The organism is Streptococcus sp. STC1396 (assembly GCF_058933875.1).
Genome location: NZ_JBZYCU010000015.1, coordinates 33,065 through 51,851, shown reverse-complemented (window position 1 = coordinate 51,851; position 18,787 = coordinate 33,065). Strand labels below are relative to the sequence as shown.

Genomic DNA, 18,787 nt, shown 5'->3' with positions numbered 1-18,787 from the left:
ATCCAAACTTTATTATATCATAAAGAAAATGAAAATGGGCAGTTTTTCTCAACATAATTAGTTATTTTCAGCATTCTCATTATTTTCTGTTTGATTTTGAATTTCAGAATTTTCGTCCTCTGGAGCCACTTCCTCTATTTTTTCATCTTTTTTTACTTCTGCTTTCTCTTCTGGCTCAGCAGAAGATTCTTCATTCTGAGCGCCTTGCAGATAACTAAAGATACCAGCTTCCATATCTACCACGCTTGGAAATTCTAGCTGAGGCTGAATCCCTTCGTAGTAGGGGAGTTTTCTTGCAATTTGTGAAATAGGAACCAGAACTTGATGTTCGTCTCCCATTGTCAAAGTAGCTAAGTCCTGCGTCACCTTACTTGGGGTTATTTGAACTGTTCGGATATTGTTTTTTACAGAATCTGGTACTTTTTCCAACTGACTGACGAGCGATTTAATCAGCTGTCGATCAGAAAATTCCACAGAGATGTAGGAAGCAGGCAAGGACTCAGGAGCAACTGCGTCCTTGATAACCTCTCCACTAGTCAAAATAGGATAGTAGTTTTCATTTTCGTGCAAATATCCTAGAACCCCATATTCTTTTACTTTCACATTGAAGGTAAAAGGAAACTGATAGGTCATATCTACCGTATCAATCCAAGGGTTGGAGAATTTCATATTGCGTGCATAGTTCTTTTGATTGATAAAAGTTGTCAGAGTGTAATCCCTGTCATCAATCTTACTATTTTTCAGCAATTCTTCCTGACTGACTATTTGATTACCAGAAAATTGAATCGTTTTTATATTTGCCAGAGGAGTCAAAAAGTAAAGAGAAAGCAAAATCAGTAGCCCGTTGATGATTAGAACTGGCAAGGCACGATAAAGATGGATTTTCTCTATCGGAATGCGATTAGCGTCTCTTTCAAGTTTGGCCAATCTTTTGAGCTCTTTTTTGCTAAGTTCTTCCCCTTCATCTAACTCAAATTCATCGTTTTCTTCACCTGCAGCATCTGCTTTCTCATCCAGATCAGAAGTTTCATCTGCAGCGTCATTTTCGATTTCTTGATCCTCAGAATCATCAGTAATATCCGATTCATTTTGTTGATCTTTTTCTTCAGCTAAAGCTTGTTCTTGCTCTAATTGCTTCTGTCTTTCTGCTTCTTCTTGAGCCTTCTTTTCAAGATATTCCTTATTTCTTCTTTGCCATTCAGAAAGACTTTTTCTAGCTTCTTGCTGATCATCTTGTTTCCGTTTTGTCATTTTTTCCCTTTGTTGATGTCATTTTTCAAAATTGCATAAAATTCATCTACAGACTTGATTTCATGAGAGTTTTCCATTCTTTGATAATAATGTTCTTTTTCTCTCAACAAGTCATTAACAGCTACTTGAAGATTTACCCTATTTAGGTTTTCTTCATTTATCTTCATTGCGTAGCCTTTCTTTACGAAATAGTCGGCATTTTCAATCTGATCGCCTCTGCTTGCCCCAAGTCCTAAAGGTACAATGACCTGTAGCTTCTTCATAGCAAGCAACTCAAAAATAGTATTTGAACCTCCTCGTGTCACCACTACGTCTGCCAAATCCATCAGTGGTTGATATAAATCCGTCACATAAGAAACACGATATAAACCAGTAGAAAGTTCATCTAAGCGACTATCTCCCGTTAGATTGATGAGATTGTACTTAGTAAGCAAATAATCTTTGTTTTTGTCTACAAAATTATTGAAAGCTTTAGCACCAGCCGATCCGCCAATAAAAAGGATCGTTGGTAGGTTCTCATTGAAATGCCGACGAATATCGATCAGTTCTCTCGGCTCCTCGGTTTTTGTTCCCCGAACTTTTGTCACAGCCCCTACATGTTCAATTTTTGTCAAAGAATGCTCTTGATCAAAAGTTGAGTACATTTTTTTTGCACATTTATAACCGATTTTATTAGCCAAGCCAAGCGACAAATCAGACTCATGAATGAAGACTGGAACGCCCGTCACCTTCGCCGCAATCACCGGCGGAACAGACACAAAGCCTCCTTTTGAAAACAGAGCTTTTGGACGTACTCTCAACATGATGCCCAGCGACTGGAGAATCCCACCTGCCACTTTGAAAACATCCCAAAGATTCTGCCAAGAAAAATAGCGACGGAGCTTGCCAGTTGCAATCGAATGGAAAACAACAGGTAAACCTGATTTCTGAATTTCCTTGTACTCAATCCCATGGCGGTCACCGATATAATGGACTTCCCAGCCCTCTTCGATAAATTTAGGCATCAGCAAAAGATTGAGGGTCACATGGCCAACTGTCCCTCCGCCTGTAAATACTATTTTTTTCATTTTATCCCTTTAATTCTTTAATCACTGCAAGGAATTCATCGCCCCGCACTTCAAAATTCTTATACATATCCCAGCTGGCATTGGCTGGACTGAGAAGGACAACATCCCCAGGCTCCGCCACAGAAAAGGCTTTGCGAGTAGCGTCTCTGACATCTGAAGCGTCCAGATAGCTTACTTCTGCCTGATCCGCAGCCCGCTTAACACGCGTAGCTGATTCTCCTAAAATCACCATCTTTTTCAAGCCCTTGATATCTGGCACCAATTCATCAAATTCATTGCCACGATCAAGACCACCAGCAATCAAAATAACCTTGCTATTGTCAAAACCTGATAAAGCTTTTTGGGTCGCTAAAATATTGGTCGATTTGCTGTCGTTGTAAAATTTGATTTGATTGATATCACCCACATACTGGAGACGATGCTTGACACCGCCAAAATGAGCCAAGGTTTCTTTAATAACTTGATTATCAATCCCACGGAGTTTGGCGACAGCAATGGTTGCTAGAGCATTTTCTACATTGTGGCTACCAGGCACGCCTAGTTCAGAAGCTTTCATAATGGCTTCCCCACGGAAAGTCAGCACATCGCCGTCCAAGTAGGCTCCATCGACCTTTTCTTGGGTTGAAAAAGGAATCACCTGGGCTGCCGTTTTCTTAGCCAATTCTTTAGCCAAATCTTGATTGAAATTCAACACGATGTAGTCAGAAGCGGTCATATTTTTTTGGATATTCCACTTGGCTGCCACATAATCTTCAAAAGAGCCGTGATAGTCAAGATGTGTCGGCATCAGATTTGTAATCACCGCTATTTCCGGATGGAAAGCTTCGATTCCCATTAATTGGAAGGAAGAAAGTTCCATCACCAGAGTATCTGTCTCACTCGCATCTTGGGCGACTTGACTAGCTGGAAATCCGATATTTCCTGATAAAAGACCATTTTGTCCGCCTGCTGTTAGCACTTCCGCAATCATGGTCGTGGTGGTGGTTTTTCCATTTGAGCCAGTAATCCCGATAATCGGCGCATCTGAAATCAGATAAGCCAGCTCCACTTCGGTAATAACGGGAATCTTCTTTTCCAAAGCTCTTATGACCATAGGATTATTGTAAGGAATGCCTGGATTTTTTACCATCCACTCAAAATCTTCATCCAGCAGTTCCAAAGGATGACCACCTGTCACGACCTTAATTCCTTCTTCGAGCAAAGATTGGGCTGCTGGATTTTCCTCAAAGGGTTTCCCATCATTGACCGTCACAATCGCCCCCAGTTTATCTAAAAGACGAGCAGCTGACTCCCCAGATTTGGCCAAACCCAACACCAAGACTTTCTTATTGGCAAATTTTGAAATATTTTTCATCATAGACCTCTTCATTCATACTTCATTCTATTTTACCTTTTTTTGCGAAAATAAAAAAGCCGAAACAGTTTTTTATTTTTAGCTGTTAAGAAGATTTAACTTTTGTAACAAAGCATTGCCGCTTTAGTCAATAATTGTGATATTGACAGCCAAATTTTTGATTTATCTCACAATAACTCATTATTCCAATAAGAACACTGTGACACATATCAGTACGCTTTAGACAGCTTGTCAAAGTGCTGGAAATGAAAACTGCCCAACTCATCAAAGCTGGGCAGTTATTCTATTCATAATGATTTTCGTCCACGAAATCTCGCCGTCTGACTTTAGACTTTAAGCGCTCAATATCTCTCAGCGCCCACACAGTCAGAATCATCAGGAAGAGTCCTACAAAAAATTCTGAAGGCAATTTAAAAATCTGAAAGAGTCCTAAGGCAAATAAGATAATCAAGGCAACCAGCAAAAGCACAATTGTCAAGATATTCAGCGTTCCTTTAATACTAGCCGGAACGGCAAATACATAGAAAAGCAGGATCAAAATTCCAATGATAAAGTAAACCATGCTACTCCTTTCTGCCGCCAGATAGCTTAGATTGCTTATTCTGCCGCTTGTTTTTTCTTATTTTTATTAGCTTTTTCGCGTTCTTGTTTGTTCAAAATTTGCTTGCGCAGACGAATAGATTCTGGTGTTACTTCCATGTATTCGTCGTCATTCAAGAATTCCAAAGATTCTTCCAAGGTCAAGATGCGCGGTGTCTTGATGACTGCTGTCTGGTCCTTCGTAGCAGAACGAACGTTGGTCATCTGCTTGGCTTTGGTGATATTAACAGTCAAGTCATTTTCACGAGAGTTTTCACCAATAATCATTCCTTCGTAAACCTCAGTACCTGGGTTGACAAAGATAGTTCCGCGCTCTTCGATAGACATGATAGAGTAGGTCGTTGCCTTACCAGCATCAATAGATACCAAGGCACCGCGGTGGCGGCCACCGATTTCACCAGGGATAACTGGCAGGTATTGGTCGAAGGTATGGTTCATAATCCCGTAACCGCGGGTCATGGATAAGAACTCAGTTGAGTAACCAATCAAACCACGGGCAGGAACCAAGAAGACCAAACGAGTCTGACCATTTCCTGTAGCCACCATATCCAGCATTTCACCCTTGCGTTCAGAAAGGCTTTGGATGACCGAGCCTTGATATTCTTCAGGTGTATCGATTTGGACGCGCTCAAATGGCTCACATTTGACACCGTCGATTTCTTTCACGATAACTTCTGGACGAGATACTTGCAGCTCATACCCTTCACGACGCATTGTTTCGATCAGGATTGACAAGTGCAATTCACCACGACCTGAAACAATCCATTTGTCTGGTGAATCCGTTGGTTCAACACGTAAGGACACGTCCGTTTGCAGTTCAGCCTGCAGGCGTTCTTCAACCTTACGAGAAGTCACCCATTTTCCTTCGCGACCAGCAAAAGGTGAGTTGTTAACCAAGAAGGTCATCTGCAGAGTTGGTTCATCAATATGCAGAATTGGCAGAGCTTCAACAGCATCTGTCGGTGTAATCGTCTCACCGACAAAGATATCTTCCATACCTGAAACGGCAATCAGGTCACCCGCTTTGGCTTCTTGGATTTCACGACGCTCCAAACCAAAGAAACCAAAGAGTTTCGTCACACGGAAGTTTTTAGTTGTACCATCAAGTTTAGAGAGGGTTACTTGGTCGCCAACTTTAACAGAACCGCGGAAGACACGTCCAATACCGATACGACCAACGAAGTCATTGTAGTCCAAGAGTGACACTTGGAACTGGAAAGGTTCGTCAGAATTGTCTACTGGAGCTGGGATATGCTTGATAATGGTATCAAAAATCGGTGCCATGGTGTGCTCTTGGTCCGCTGGATCATCTGACATAGATGAAGTTCCATTGATAGCTGAAGCATAAACCACTGGGAAGTCCAGCTGGTCATCATCCGCTCCAAGCTCAATAAAGAGTTCCAATACTTCATCCACTACTTCTGCTGGACGAGCAGACGGCTTGTCGATTTTATTCACCACTACGATTGGGACAAGGTCTTGCTCCAAGGCTTTTTTCAAAACAAAGCGGGTCTGAGGCATGGTTCCTTCGTAGGCGTCCACAACCAGAACAACCCCGTCCACCATCTTCATAATCCGCTCAACTTCTCCACCGAAGTCCGCGTGCCCTGGTGTATCCATGATATTGATACGAGTACCTTCGTAAGCCACGGCTGTATTTTTAGCCAAGATGGTAATACCGCGCTCCTTTTCGATATCGTTTGAATCCATTGCCCGCTCTTGCAGCTCTTTACGCTCATCCAGCGTATGAGATTGCTTCAGCAACTCATCGACCAAGGTTGTTTTCCCGTGGTCAACGTGAGCGATAATAGCGATATTGCGAATATCTTCTCTAAATTTTGTCATTTTTTCCTCTAAATCTTATTATTTATTTCCAACTAAAAATTATAACACAGTTTTTTCCAAAAAACACGAGCCAACCAAGTGTAAATGTTTTCATAAGAAAATCGTAAACTGCAGTCCTTTTTGCATTTTTGCTTCTGAAAGAGTATGATAAAAGAAGAAAATCGAGAATTAGATTTACGCTAAAACCTCGCTTTCTTGCTCTGTGACCTTTCACCATTCTCTAAATTGCGAAACGTCCAAACCTTTGAAAGGAAAACTCATGCGCCTTGATAAATTCTTAGCCCAGGCTAAGGTTAGCCGGAAAGAAATGAAACAAAAACTGCGACTAAGGCAGATTGTAATCGACGGTCAGCCTGCTCGTTTCCTCAGTCAAAATGTCGATAGCGGACTCCAGTCCATTAGTCTAGCGGGCCGTTCCTTAAGCCAGCCGGCTCACCGATATTTTCTGATGAACAAGCCTGCCGGTGCTGTCACAGCCAACTCTGATGCAGATAAGACAACCGTTCTGGATCTGATTGCACCAGAAGATTTTAACGACCAGCTTTACTCTGTCGGCCGTCTGGATCGCGACACACGCGGCCTGCTCCTGATTACGGATAACGGGCCACTAGGTTTTCAGCTCCTGCACCCTCAATACCATATCAAAAAGACCTACTATGTTGAAGTCAACGGTCCTCTTACCCAAGCAGCTACAGCCGCTTTCCAGCAAGGCATTGTCTTTCTGGACGGAACTCAATGCAAGCCAGCCCAGCTTGAGATTCACACGACTAGCCTCAATCACTCCACAGCCTCGGTTACCATCTCTGAGGGTAAGTTTCATCAAATCAAAAAGATGTTTCTGGCAGTTGGTGTCAAGGTCACCTATCTCAAACGCACACATTTTGGTGAATTCCAGCTAGATCCGAACCTAGCAGAAGGAGAATATCGGGCACTAAGGGCTTCCGAGTTAGAGATTATAAAACAATACTTAGAGCAAACTTGGTAAAAATAAAAAGGCTTATCACAAGCCTTTTTATTATCATTCATTACATTAATCCATTCACGGTCAAAATAATTCCTGCAATCCAGTTGATGATAGAAATCACAATGCCGATGATGTTCAGAATTTTTTCTGTTTTATAATCCAATTGAGTCTCTTTTTGGTGTGAATTGACCAAACCTAGACCAATAATACCTAAAATAAGACCGACTATTGGAATCAACAAGCCCAAAACAATGGACAAGATACCTAAAACAAGAGAGGATTTTTTCTTTTCTTGCATCTTATAAATACTCCTTAAAATTAATATTAGTTCATTTTGATATAAAACTTAGGTTTTGTATCAAACGATGATAACTTTTTATACTCTATCAGCTTGACTTTACCTTGCCATTCCAAGAATCAAGGCCGTAAGATAGGATATAAATTTCATTAAAACCTTGCTTTTTCAAGTAAATCGCTGCATTGGTCACCAGCTGTCCTCGGCTATTCTCATAAATAAGAACTGGTTTGTCTTTGCGAAGTGCATTGATACTGGACTTGAGCTGTTGAGACGGGATGTTACGTGCACCTAAGATATGCTTGCGGTGAAAATCCGATGGATCACGCAAGTCAATCAACTGTCCCTTACGAATCAAGCCTTCAAACTCACTATTATCTACTATCTTAGCTGCACGACGAATACGGAAATAATTGAAGCCCATCCAAGCCAACATCCCCAGCAAAATTGCCCACAAAACCCAAATTCCCATTCTAGTTTCTCCCTTTATTTTCTAGATACTTCAACTCTACTTGATGCTCTCTGCGCAGGACGGCCTCAGCCTCCAGATAGTCAAGCTTATCCATCAGATCAGCGTCGTAAATCCGCTCCAACTCAATTTTCATCATCTCAATATCATAAAGACGCTTGCCCATATAAATAATGATTCCGAAATTTTTAAGAAATTGCTGCACATCGTAGAGTGTTTTCATGAGCTATATTTTATCAAATTTTGCTAAAGTTTTCAAGATGGCAAAACAGAAAAGACAGCCTCGGAGGCTGCCTTTTCGGGAGATTATTATGAAAAAGAAAAGTTTAGGAGTTCTATCAAACAAAGTTAGGAGGTCTTCATCTGATGCTATTAGTATAAGGGAGTAAGCTTAAATAATCCTTAAGAAAAACAAAAAAGGCAAATTTTTTGCCTCTTTTTGAATTTCATTTTATAAACCTGGTGCTTGACCGATTTCAGCTGTCAACATCCAGATGGTCTTTTCAAGATCTGCCTTGGCACCAACGAAGATATCATTGGTCACATCATCGCCTTCTTCATCTGTCACATCCATCGCTTCTTGGTAAAGATCTGTCAGATAACGGAAGATTTCAATCACGCGCGCCAAGCTTTCTTCTACATTCTTGCTGAATTCGCCAGCTTTTTCTTCAATCTTGCTGTGTTGGATAAACTCTGTCAGAGTTGAATAAGGCTTGCCACCCAGAGTGATCAAGCGCTCGCTGACCTCATCCAAGGTCACATCTACCGTGTCCATATATTCGTCCATTTTTGGATGCCATACCATGAAGCCTGCGCCACGCATATACCAGTGAACTTGATGAAGAGCGATGCGAGCTGTATAAAGGTCTGCTACTACTTGATTGAGAACTGCTTTCGTTTTTGGTAAAGAATTTTGGTTAGTGAAAGTTGCTACATCTGCTGCAGCGCCATATTTTACTTGAGTCATAATGATACCTCTCTTTTTATTTGTAATTATTCTAATCTTTTTTGATTATGTTTTAATTATAATGCTTCTAAATAAGAAAGTCAAGTCTTTTGACTCAGAAAATATTCTTATTTAGAAAAGCAGCAAAATTTCAGAATTATTCTGCATGAATTCCGAATAAATAAGTATGATACATCTATACTTTTTTCTGGTCGGAACGATTTTAGCTTCATTCTTAGGCTTGGTCATTGACCGCTTCCCTGCACAGTCCATCATCTCTCCAAGCAGTCACTGTGACAACTGCAAGCAGATACTCAAAGCACGGGATTTGATTCCAATCCTTTCTCAGCTTCTTAATGGCTTTTGCTGTCGTTTTTGCAAGATCCACCTTCCCATCTGGTATGCTGGTTTTGAGCTCATTCTAGGCTTACTCTTTCTGAGCTGGAGTTTAAAGCTTCTTTCACTAGCCCAACTCCTACTGCTCACTATGGGATTGACCTTAGCCATCTACGATCAGCGCGAGCAAGAATATCCCCTTCTGGTCTGGCTAATCTTTCAGTTTTTGCTGATGACGACAGCGGGTACCAATCCGCTCATGCTCTTCTTTTTAGCCCTAGGACTTCTAGCCTTCTTTTTTAATCTTCGCATCGGAGCTGGCGACTTTCTCTTTCTAGCTTCCTGCGCAGCTATTTTCAGCCTGACAGAAATTCTCATCCTCATCCAAATTGCCTCTTTCTCTGGCCTCGCCTGCTTCTGCTTTAAAAAGAAAAAAGACAGGTTAGCTTTTGTGCCCTGTCTTTTAATCGGTGTGGGGATGATTATTTGCTATAAGTTATGGCTATTTTACTAAGTCAATGAAATTCTTGATAGACGATAGACCATCCGGCGTACCAATACTCTCAGGATGGTACTGACAACCATAGATGGGCAGACTCTTGTGCTGAATGGCCATAATAGAGTTATCATCAGCCGCCCGAGCCGTCACTTCAAAGTCCTCTGGCATCTCCTCAATCAATATTGAATGGTAACGCATGACCGGCCGACCATCTTCAATCCCCTGATAGAGAGGAGAACTTGCTTCAAAGTGCAAAATACTTTGCTTGCCGTGCATGACCTTTGGAGCCAATCCTAGCTTTCCACCAAATACTTCTGCAATGGCTTGATGTCCCAAGCAAATCCCCAAAATCGGCTTCTTACCGGTAAAATCACGGATAAGTTCTTCCATTCGTCCTGCATCTGCCGGCCAGCCTGGTCCAGGGGACAGAACCAAAGCATCAGCCTCTTCTGCCACTTGATAAAGGCTAGCATCATCATTTCGCAAAACCCTGACTTCCGCGAAATGGCTGATATACTGAGCTAAATTATAGGTAAAAGAATCATAATTATCAATTAGTAAAATCACTGCATATCTCCTATATCGACCATAGATTTGGTCTGCCCAGCAACCACAGACTCTCTGAAAGGAGGGATGTTACTACTCTTCTGCTGGGTATTTTATTTTCGTTTTTCTAGATAGTCGGCAATGGCTGCCACATCCTTATCACCACGACCAGATACATTGATAATGATGATTTGGTCAGATGACAATTGCGGAGCCCGCTTGATAGCTTCAGCAATGGCATGAGAGCTTTCGATTGCCGGCAAAATTCCTTCCTTTTGTGTCAAGAGAAGCAAGGCATCCACAGCTTCATCATCTGTCGCTGCCATGTATTCTACTCGTCCGGAATCTTTAAAGAAAGCATGTTCGGGACCAACTCCAGGATAGTCCAAGCCTGCCGAAATGGAGTAAACCGGTGCCACCTGACCATCTTCAGCAAAGACAGCGTAGGTCTTCATACCGTCCACTACTCCGACACTTCCCTTGCTCATGGTCGCTGCATGCTGATCTGTATCAAGTCCTCGTCCAGCCGCTTCAACTCCCACTAACTTAACTTCTTCATCCGCAACATACTGGGAGAATGCACCGATAGCATTGGAGCCACCGCCTACGCAAGCAATGACATAGTCTGGCAAGCGACCTTCCTTATCCAAAATCTGCCGACGAGATTCTTCACTGATCACCTTTTGGAATTCATGGACAATCGTCGGATAGGGGTGAGGTCCGACAGCCGAACCCAAAACATAGAAGGCTTCCAAATCACTCATCCAAGCTCCAAAAGCTGCATCCACTGCGTCCTTGAGGGTTTTGGTACCTGTTTCCACAGCGTGAACAGTCGCACCCATCATTTCCATGCGGAAAACATTGAGCCGTTGGCGTTCTACATCCTCTGCACCCATGTAAACATCGCACTTCATACCAAACTTGGCTGCGGCTGCCGCAGTTGCCACACCATGCTGACCAGCTCCAGTTTCAGCGATGACTCGGGTCTTACCCATGCGCTTAGCTAAAAGAATCTGCCCCAAAACATTATTGAGCTTATGGGAGCCCAGATGATTGAGATCTTCCCGCTTCAGATAAATCTTAGCTCCGCCCAGGTGCTGAGTCAGGCTTTCTGCAAAGTAGAGCGGAGTTTCCCGTCCTGAATAATCTGCCAAATAATGTCGGTATTCATTTAAAAATTCTGGGTCATCCTTATACTTCTCAAAAGTCACTTCCAATTCATCCAGCAATGCTTGGATAGGCTCTGGCACAAAGGAGCCGCCGAATTGTCCAAAATATCCTTTAGTTTCTGTCATCTTGCTTACCTCTTTTCTTTATTTCCGAACAAAACAAAAGCCCACACACAGAAAAACTCTGTGTGAGGGCGTAAAATCGCGGTGCCACCTCAATTATGGAGAAAAGTATAGACTACCTCCATATCTCTGCCTTGTCTAACAACAAGTCGCACTGTAAGGTGTGCTCACCGAATTTTTATTGTTTCAAATTCATTTTTTCCATCAGCCCACTTCATAATCTTCCGCTGCCTGTTTCCACCAACCACAGGCTCCCTGAAAGTAGAAAAAATTATTACTTTTCTGATGATTGTTTAAAATTATAAAGCTTCTAAAATCTTTTGTCAAGAGAAAAAACGGAAAAAGAATTATTTTTTATAAAAAATTCTATAAAACCCGAACATTTCCTTAGCTAATCCCTCTTGAAAGCGTCATCTTGACGATTTTTCCAGATTTTCTGACCAAGCTGAAAAGCCCGCCAAGTCAGATAACCGCCCAAAGTATTGGTCCAGAGATCATCAATCTCAAAGACTCGGTTGGCATTGATGAGAAGATCCAGCAAGATCTGAGTCATTTCAATGGACAGGCTCATAGCAAAACTGAGCCAAACAATTCTCTTTGTGCTCCGCAACTGAGGAAATAACCATAGGAGCTGAAAAATCAATGGCGACAGCAGAAAGATATTGGCTAGATTTTGGACAAAGACCTTGACCAACTGCAACCAAGAAGTAATCTCTCCGAGATTGACAAAAGAGTTAAAAGGAATCAGCAGAACCACTACTCGACCAAAGTACTGGATTCCCGGCGTCTCCATTCCCGGCTCTGGAACTTGAGGAATAAAGCACAGAATGCAAAGCATCAAGAAATAGAGCCAGCTTCCCCCTATCAGTAATCTCCGTCCCTGAGCTGTCAACTCACCGTCTGAAGTCAGATAGTTCCTAAGCTTGAACATTCTTAATAGTGTCCTTCTCACGGTCACGCTTCATGGTATTAGATCGCAGCTGACCGCAGGCTGCATCAATATCCGTACCATGTTCCTGACGAACCACACAGTTGACTCCGTTTTTCTTGAGGGTGTCATAGAAGGCCATCACGCGCTCCTTAGGACTACGGGTATATTGGTCGTGCTCGCTAACGGGGTTGTAAGGAATGAGATTGACATAAGACAGCTTCTTAATGTTCTTAAGCAGCTCAGCCAATTCCTTGGCCTGCTCTACCCCGTCATTGACTTCATTGAGCATGATGTACTCAAAGGTCACCCGGCGGTTGGTCGTCTCAATATAGTATTCAATAGCTGCAAAAAGCTTTTCGATAGGGAAGGACCGGTTAATCCGCATGATACTGGTCCGCAGATTATTATTCGGGGCATGGAGGGATACAGCTAGATTGACCTGCACACCTTCATTAGCAAAGTCACGAATCTTGTGAGCCAATCCTGAGGTCGAAACGGTGATATGGCGGGCACCAATGGCCAGACCCTTATCATCATTGACCGTCCGAATAAATTTGAGCACATTCTTATAGTTATCAAAAGGCTCGCCGATTCCCATAACTACAATGTGGCTGACCCGCTCATCCTGACCACGCTCGTCAAAATACTTCTGAACCAGCATAATCTGAGCAACAATCTCACCGTTATTGAGGTCGCGTTGCTTTTTAATCAAGCCGGAAGCACAGAAGGTGCAACCGATATTGCAGCCGACCTGAGTCGTAACACAGACAGAAAGTCCATAGTGCTGGCGCATGAGCACCGTCTCAATCAGCATACCATCCGGCAGCTCAAAGAGGTACTTGACCGTACCGTCAGCTGACTCCTGAACAATACGCTGTTTAAGCGGATTGACGACAAACTGATCATCCAACTTGGCAATCAAGCCCTTGGACAGATTGGTCATCTCTTCAAAAGACTGGACACGCTTGAGGTAGAGCCACTCCCAAATCTGGGCGGCACGAAATTTCTTTTCTCCCTGAGCTTCCGCCCATTCAATCATTTCCTGACGCGTTAAGCTATAAATAGATGGTTTCATTTTTCTCCTTTATTTTTGACGAATGACAAAATGGCGCTGAGACTGGTTAGTTACTGCCTGTTTTGCCTGTTTGCCTTGTTTATGTTGTCTGTTCTTGGGTGATTTCTGACGATTTTTTTGCTGATCGTCCCTGCCTTTTTTAGACCCACGTTCTCTGGAAACTTCTGGATGTCTCTTGCTGTCAGATTTTCTCTTGTGATGGGATTTTTTGTCAAAGGAAGCCCGCCTTGGCTGGGTATTTTCCAACACAAAATAGGCACAACCGTAGTTACAGTACTCTAGCAAGTAATCTTCCAAACGGCTGATTTTCTCGGCATTCTCCTTGGCTTTCTCATCACGATAAAAGCCACGTAGCCGCAACTGTTCATTGCCCCAGTCACCGACAATATAGTCAAACTTATTCAGAATTTCCGAAAAGCGTTGGTGAAAGGCCGTCAAATCAAAGGCCTCTTTATAATTCTCCACCAATTCAAACTCAAATTTTTCTGCAATTATCTTGCTGCCCATTTGCTTAAATTCTGGGCCAGGGAATTTATTGTAATTATACAACTCAGGTGAAATCTCTTTACGCATACTTATCCTTTGTCACTCATCTATCTTACTTCATATTATTTTATCACAAAACAAGGGGAATTTATATTTTTTCACTAGAAAAAGATTTTTCTGTAAAAAGTCAGACGCTTTAATAAAATCTTCCAATCTTTTTAGAAAGCAAATCTCTAGTCAATACCTAAAATGCAAAAATCTTAGCCTAGACTAAGATTTTTTGGTTTTTTCTAGATAATCAATTGCGTCCTGAAGGGTTTTAACTGGTACAATTTTCATGTCCGTTTTAATTTCCTTGGCTGCTTCAAGCGCCGTTTCATAATTTGTCTTAGCTTTGGGATTAGCCTTTTTTTCTTCTTCGCTGACAGGATTATCTGGGGCAAAGAAGATGGTCGACCCAGCCTTGGCAGCAGACACTACTTTTTTGTCAATCCCACCAATATCACCGACCTTGCCTTCTCTGTCGATGCTGCCTGTCCCTGCAATCACTCGGCCGTCTCGCAGGTCGGGATTGGCCAGCTGAGTATAAATGGCTAGGCTAAACATAAGGCCAGCACTAGGACCACCGATACCTTCGGTCGAAAATTCAATCGGAACACTGCTGTTGACTTCCGTACGGTCAACTAGACTGATGCCAATCCCGTTTTTGCCATTTTCCAGCTTGATGATTTTCCCCGTCGCTGTCTTAGTTTCTCCATCTTCCTCGTAGGTCACTTTGACGGTATCGCCCAAGGTTTGAGAATTAACATATTTTACCAGTTCTTCCGAGCTTTCAAAGGTCTTGTCATTGACTCCTGTCACCGTATCAGCAATGTTCAGAATACCCTTAAAGGTAGAGTCCTTGGCTACTTGCAGGACATAAACACCCAGATAGTTGAGCTTGATCTCTTTACCTGCAGCTTTCAATCCCTGATATTTTGCCATATTCTGCGAAGTTTCCATAAAAAATTGATTAATCCGCAGATATTCCTCATCGCTTGAGCCCCCCGTCATATCCTGAGCCGAATAAATATCGGTGAAGGGCGTCAGCCAAGCGTAGACCAGATGGGCAAAGGTCGCATGCTGGATCCCAACCGTCACAAAATTGTAGGAACCTGCCGCCTGATCCTCTTTGCCGTCCACAGTCAGAACCTGCCGAATGTCTTCTGCTCCCCCAGGCACCTCAATATAATAGGGCAAAGGAACAATAAAAGAAAAAAGAAAGAGCACGAGCACGAGAATAGTCGTCACTCCTGCACAACCAGCTAATTTTAAGCCGTATTTATTTTCTTTCGTCATCTTTTTAGGGGTTGTTATTTCATTACTCATCTTTTTTCTCTAACTCCTCGATTACACTTGCTGGTACATAGGCAGAAAGATCCTGCTGAAAAGCGATCAATTCCCGCATTCGTGAAGAACTGATATATTGATAGGCTGGCTGACTCAGCAGAAAAACGGTCTCCAAATCAGGTGCTAATTCCTTATTAAAAAAATGCAGACTAGCTTCATAGTCCAAGTCTTGACCATTGCGTAGGCCTCGGACAAGAGCGGTCACTCCCAGCCTTTTTACCACATCGACCGCCAATTCATCATGGGAAGTGATGACTTCCACATTTTCCAAATGCGCTAAAGCCGCTAGAACCATTCTTTTTTTCGCATGGATGTTAAAAAATCCTTCTTTGTGAGGATTATAGAAGATGCCCACATACAAGCGATCAAACAGCCGACTAGCTCGCTCAATCAAATCCACATGTCCATTGGTAATGGGATCAAATGACCCTGTAAAGAGTCCGATTTTATCTGACATAGACCGTCACCTTTGAAATTCCATATATTTTTTGCTTCCAGATACCCAAGTCTGCGATTTCTTCTGGCAAATCAACCGACTTATCCGTCTCACAAACAACCATAATATCCTCACTCAAGAGCTTGCGCTCCGCCATTTTCTCAATATCCGCAATAATCTGCTCCTTGGCATAGGGCGGATCCAGCAGAACCAGATCAAACTGGCCAGTCAAATGCTCCAAGGCTCGACTCGACTCCATCTTGAGCAGCTCAAAGCGCGCTGCTTCCTTGGTCATGGCAATATTTTCTGCCACGATAGCTTGTGCCCGCCGATCTTTTTCAACTAAAACAGCCGACTCCATGCCACGAGACACCGCCTCAATCCCCAGACTACCGCTGCCTGCATACAGATCCAGCACCCGACCGCCATCAAAATAAGGCCCAATCATATTAAAGATCGCGCCCTTGACCTTATCTGTCGTAGGTCGCGTTGTCTTTCCATCTAATGCCTTTAGGGGCCTGCCCCCATACTTCCCTGAAACAACTCTCATAAAAAACATTATAACAAAAATATTGAAAAGCTGATAGTAATTGCTAAGGCTGGACTTTATTCTCTAGCAAAAAACGGAAACAAGGCTATTTCCGTTCGAAGTCTGTTTTAGAGTCATTCCGCCGAAGACTAAAATGGTCTGGCACTGGATCGTCCCCTTCCTCGGACAAGGGATGGCAGCGACCAATTCTGGCTAAGCCCATCAGCACCCCCTTGACTCCGTGTTTTTCAATGGCTTCAATCATGTAATTGGAACAGGTCGGCCGAAAGCGGCAGGAAGGCGGGAAAGCAGGGGAAATAAAGCGCTGGTAAAATCGAACCGGCGCTATCAATATTTTCTTAATCATTTTTTCTTAGTCTTGGTCACAGCCAAGTTATGCAACTGGCTGACTTCCTTTTTACTCAATCGCCGTGCCTCACCCGGCTTGAGGCCAGTCAAATTGAGATGTCCAAACTGAGTCCGTGAAAGCTTGTCCACTGGCAGCCCCACCGCTTCAAACATCTTCTTGACCTGATGATTACGCCCTTCGTGGATAGTCAACTGAACCACTGAGCGATTCTTCACGGGATCGACCTTGAGAATCTCATAAACAGCTGGCTTGGTTTTCTTACCCTCAATGACCAGACCGCGGGTCAGCGGACGCAGAATTTCCTTATTGGCCACACCCTTGACACGCGCCACATAGACCTTGTCAATTTCATTTCGCGGGTGAATCATTTCATCTGTGAAGTCACCGTCATTGGTTAAAATCAAGGCACCAGAAGTATCCCAGTCCAATCGGCCAACGGGATAAATTCGCTCCTTGACCTGAGGCAGCAAATCAACGACTGTTTTGCGCCCCTTGTCATCGGTTACGCTGGAAATCACCCCACGCGGTTTATTGAGCAGGTAGTAGACCTTTTCTTCATTGTAAATGGGCTGGCCTTCCACTTCTACTCGGTCGCCCGACTTGATGGTAGTCGCTAGCTCACGCACCACCTGACCATTCACGGTCACCAGCCCCTGCTTGATCAGTTCCTCAGCCTTTCTCCGGCTGGCAATTCCCGCATGGGCAATGTATTTATTGATTCTCATCGATATTGTCCTTTCACAAGATACAAAGACCATTTTCACAACTTTAACAGCTGGAAAAATGGCAAATAGGGAAAGCAGTGCCTCCCTCAAAGCTTGGTAGTATTCAAAAAAGGTCCCTTATAGGATTAACTTGTCACTCTCCGAAAAGTTGACTTTCCTCAGCAATGAGCTCCTCTTCATCCACAATAGGCAATTCGTCCAAATGATTGATGCCCATATAGTCCAAAAAATAATCCGTCGTCACATAGAGATTGGGGCGGCCAATGACTTCCTTCTTGCCATCTTCCCGAATCAGCTCAAAGGCTAGTAACTTCGAAATCGCCCCGCTGGAATTGACCCCACGAATATCATCAATCTCCACCCTTGTAATGGGTTGCTTGTAAGCAATGATCGACAAGGTTTCCAGTGCAGCTCGGGATAAGCTCTGGTTAATCGGTGCCCGCGAATATTCCCGTAAAATCTCAGCAAATTCAGGCTTGGTAACCAACTTATAAGTCTTTGACGTTTCCAGCAAGGTCAAACTGGAGTCGGGATTTGCTTGATAGTTCTCCGCCAATTTTTCTAAACTCTGGATGACACCAGTCGGCGGTAAGGAGAGGATTTCTGATAGCTGATGAACTTTCAGACCGTCTTCCCCCGCCACAAAAAGCAGGGCTTCAATCTCTGCTAATTTACTCATTCTTTCTTCCTACTAAATAAATATTTCCAAAGTTTTCTTCCTGAATGACCTGGACTTCCTGCACCTTGACCAACTCCAAGGTTGCTAAAAAGAGCGTAATCACTTCATTCATGTCTTTGGTTTCTGCAAAAATATCCTGCAGGGCAAGGCGTTTTTGAGTCCGACAGCGCTGGCGCACTACTTCCATCATGTCCTCGATCTTATACTCGTCACGCACAATGGTCGTGTGGCTCTTTGAAAACTCCTCCTGCTTTTTGGTCATCACCTTGGAAAAAGCCAAGAAAAGATCAATGGTTGACTTGTCGTGTAGGAGCTCAGCATCTTCATAAACCAGCTCCAGCTTGGGCTTGGAATAATAAAGAGCCCGGTCATCATGCTGAAGGGACATTTTCTGGCCCAGCAGCTTGAACTTCCGATATTCCTCAATCTGACTCAGCAAATCCTGCTCCAGATCGTCTTCCAGATCCACCTGATCCACCGCCTTGGGCAAGAGCTTGCGGCTCTTGATCAGCATGAGCTGGCTGGCCATAACCATGTATTCTCCCGTCACTTCCAGCCGCATGGCCTGCAGAGTAGACACATAAGCCAGATATTGCTCGATGACCTCGGTAATGGGCACATCGTAAATATCCATCTGATATTTGGATACGAGGTGCAGCAACAAGTCCAGCGGTCCCTCAAAATCTTTTAACTTGATATCCAT

23 protein-coding genes and 1 other annotated feature are annotated in these 18,787 nt (G+C 43.2%); of the genes, 2 read left to right on the top strand and 21 right to left on the bottom strand.

Annotation, left to right across the window (positions count from 1 at the left end; genetic code table 11):
• Positions 1-57: 57 nt before the first annotated feature.
• The 5 genes from AC5FEC_RS06740 to typA form a co-directional block, all read right to left on the bottom strand.
• Entirely contained in the window at positions 58-1,251 is a 1,194-nt protein-coding gene (locus tag AC5FEC_RS06740) for a cell division protein FtsQ/DivIB (RefSeq protein ID WP_493661702.1), read from the bottom strand.
• Positions 1,248-2,318, bottom strand: a complete 1,071-nt coding sequence (locus AC5FEC_RS06735) for a UDP-N-acetylglucosamine--N-acetylmuramyl-(pentapeptide) pyrophosphoryl-undecaprenol N-acetylglucosamine transferase (protein ID WP_493661701.1) — start codon at positions 2,316-2,318, stop codon at positions 1,248-1,250. The genes AC5FEC_RS06740 and AC5FEC_RS06735 overlap by 4 nt, the downstream gene beginning before the upstream one ends.
• A gap of 1 nt (position 2,319) precedes the next feature.
• The gene (gene murD, locus AC5FEC_RS06730) at positions 2,320-3,672 is read right to left on the bottom strand and encodes a UDP-N-acetylmuramoyl-L-alanine--D-glutamate ligase (RefSeq protein WP_493661700.1); all 1,353 of its coding nucleotides are present in this window, start codon (positions 3,670-3,672) and stop codon (positions 2,320-2,322) included.
• Between the two features lie 283 nt (positions 3,673-3,955).
• Positions 3,956-4,234, bottom strand: a complete 279-nt coding sequence (locus AC5FEC_RS06725; protein ID WP_217473072.1) for a DUF3165 family protein — start codon at positions 4,232-4,234, stop codon at positions 3,956-3,958.
• A gap of 35 nt (positions 4,235-4,269) precedes the next feature.
• Entirely contained in the window at positions 4,270-6,117 is a 1,848-nt protein-coding gene (gene typA, locus AC5FEC_RS06720) for a translational GTPase TypA (RefSeq protein ID WP_268735371.1), read from the bottom strand.
• Positions 6,118-6,376: 259 nt separating this feature from the next.
• Here typA and AC5FEC_RS06715 point away from each other — a divergent pair, with 259 nt between their 5' ends.
• Positions 6,377-7,102: a 16S rRNA pseudouridine(516) synthase gene (locus AC5FEC_RS06715; RefSeq protein WP_217473070.1), complete on the top strand. Its 726-nt coding sequence runs from the start codon at positions 6,377-6,379 to the stop codon at positions 7,100-7,102.
• A gap of 40 nt (positions 7,103-7,142) precedes the next feature.
• Here AC5FEC_RS06715 and AC5FEC_RS06710 read toward each other — a convergent pair whose 3' ends face one another.
• From AC5FEC_RS06710 to AC5FEC_RS06695, 4 genes are all read right to left on the bottom strand, one after another.
• Positions 7,143-7,379 carry a hypothetical protein gene (locus AC5FEC_RS06710; protein ID WP_037615944.1) on the bottom strand — a complete coding sequence of 79 codons (237 nt, stop codon included), beginning with the start codon at positions 7,377-7,379 and terminating at the stop codon, positions 7,143-7,145.
• An 88-nt stretch (positions 7,380-7,467) separates the two neighbouring features.
• A complete protein-coding gene (locus AC5FEC_RS06705; RefSeq protein ID WP_304948204.1) occupies positions 7,468-7,848 on the bottom strand; it encodes a rhodanese-like domain-containing protein in 381 nt (126 codons plus the stop codon).
• A gap of 1 nt (position 7,849) precedes the next feature.
• Entirely contained in the window at positions 7,850-8,068 is a 219-nt protein-coding gene (locus tag AC5FEC_RS06700; protein WP_493661699.1) for a YqgQ family protein, read from the bottom strand.
• 228 nt (positions 8,069-8,296) lie between these two features.
• Entirely contained in the window at positions 8,297-8,812 is a 516-nt protein-coding gene (locus AC5FEC_RS06695; protein ID WP_037615936.1) for a Dps family protein, read from the bottom strand.
• A gap of 166 nt (positions 8,813-8,978) precedes the next feature.
• On the opposite strand from AC5FEC_RS06695, the gene AC5FEC_RS06690 reads away from it, so the two are divergent.
• Complete coding sequence (locus AC5FEC_RS06690; protein ID WP_493661698.1) at positions 8,979-9,641, top strand: prepilin peptidase; 663 nt, start codon at positions 8,979-8,981, stop codon at positions 9,639-9,641.
• Here the strand turns inward: AC5FEC_RS06690 and AC5FEC_RS06685 are convergent.
• From AC5FEC_RS06685 to AC5FEC_RS06630, 12 genes are all read right to left on the bottom strand, one after another.
• Positions 9,630-10,193, bottom strand: a complete 564-nt coding sequence (locus AC5FEC_RS06685) for an aminodeoxychorismate/anthranilate synthase component II (RefSeq protein ID WP_493661697.1) — start codon at positions 10,191-10,193, stop codon at positions 9,630-9,632. The genes AC5FEC_RS06690 and AC5FEC_RS06685 overlap by 12 nt on opposite strands.
• 92 nt (positions 10,194-10,285) lie before the next feature.
• On the bottom strand, positions 10,286-11,467 hold the full coding sequence (gene trpB / locus AC5FEC_RS06680) for a tryptophan synthase subunit beta (RefSeq protein ID WP_493661696.1): 1,182 nt from the start codon (positions 11,465-11,467) through the stop codon (positions 10,286-10,288).
• 61 nt (positions 11,468-11,528) lie between these two features.
• Positions 11,529-11,759, bottom strand: a binding site (T-box leader).
• A gap of 96 nt (positions 11,760-11,855) precedes the next feature.
• Complete coding sequence (locus AC5FEC_RS06675; protein WP_037615925.1) at positions 11,856-12,395, bottom strand: VanZ family protein; 540 nt, start codon at positions 12,393-12,395, stop codon at positions 11,856-11,858.
• Positions 12,382-13,470 (bottom strand): dual-specificity RNA methyltransferase RlmN, encoded by a 1,089-nt coding sequence (gene rlmN, locus AC5FEC_RS06670; RefSeq protein ID WP_493661695.1) that lies wholly within the window; start codon positions 13,468-13,470, stop codon positions 12,382-12,384. Before rlmN ends, AC5FEC_RS06675 begins: the two co-directional genes overlap by 14 nt.
• 9 nt (positions 13,471-13,479) lie before the next feature.
• Entirely contained in the window at positions 13,480-14,043 is a 564-nt protein-coding gene (locus AC5FEC_RS06665) for a YutD family protein (RefSeq protein ID WP_037615920.1), read from the bottom strand.
• A gap of 183 nt (positions 14,044-14,226) precedes the next feature.
• Positions 14,227-15,324: a SepM family pheromone-processing serine protease gene (locus AC5FEC_RS06660; RefSeq protein ID WP_425314564.1), complete on the bottom strand. Its 1,098-nt coding sequence runs from the start codon at positions 15,322-15,324 to the stop codon at positions 14,227-14,229.
• A complete protein-coding gene (gene coaD / locus AC5FEC_RS06655; protein ID WP_493661694.1) occupies positions 15,317-15,802 on the bottom strand; it encodes a pantetheine-phosphate adenylyltransferase in 486 nt (161 codons plus the stop codon). Before coaD ends, AC5FEC_RS06660 begins: the two co-directional genes overlap by 8 nt.
• On the bottom strand, positions 15,792-16,331 hold the full coding sequence (gene rsmD, locus AC5FEC_RS06650; protein ID WP_493661693.1) for a 16S rRNA (guanine(966)-N(2))-methyltransferase RsmD: 540 nt from the start codon (positions 16,329-16,331) through the stop codon (positions 15,792-15,794). Before rsmD ends, coaD begins: the two co-directional genes overlap by 11 nt.
• A gap of 85 nt (positions 16,332-16,416) precedes the next feature.
• Positions 16,417-16,677, bottom strand: a complete 261-nt coding sequence (gene yidD, locus AC5FEC_RS06645) for a membrane protein insertion efficiency factor YidD (RefSeq protein ID WP_493661692.1) — start codon at positions 16,675-16,677, stop codon at positions 16,417-16,419.
• A complete protein-coding gene (locus AC5FEC_RS06640; RefSeq protein ID WP_493661691.1) occupies positions 16,674-17,405 on the bottom strand; it encodes a pseudouridine synthase in 732 nt (243 codons plus the stop codon). Before AC5FEC_RS06640 ends, yidD begins: the two co-directional genes overlap by 4 nt.
• 133 nt (positions 17,406-17,538) lie before the next feature.
• Positions 17,539-18,084 (bottom strand): SMC-Scp complex subunit ScpB, encoded by a 546-nt coding sequence (scpB, locus tag AC5FEC_RS06635; protein ID WP_037614624.1) that lies wholly within the window; start codon positions 18,082-18,084, stop codon positions 17,539-17,541.
• Positions 18,077-18,787, bottom strand: a complete 711-nt coding sequence (locus tag AC5FEC_RS06630; protein WP_493661690.1) for a segregation/condensation protein A — start codon at positions 18,785-18,787, stop codon at positions 18,077-18,079. The genes scpB and AC5FEC_RS06630 overlap by 8 nt, the downstream gene beginning before the upstream one ends.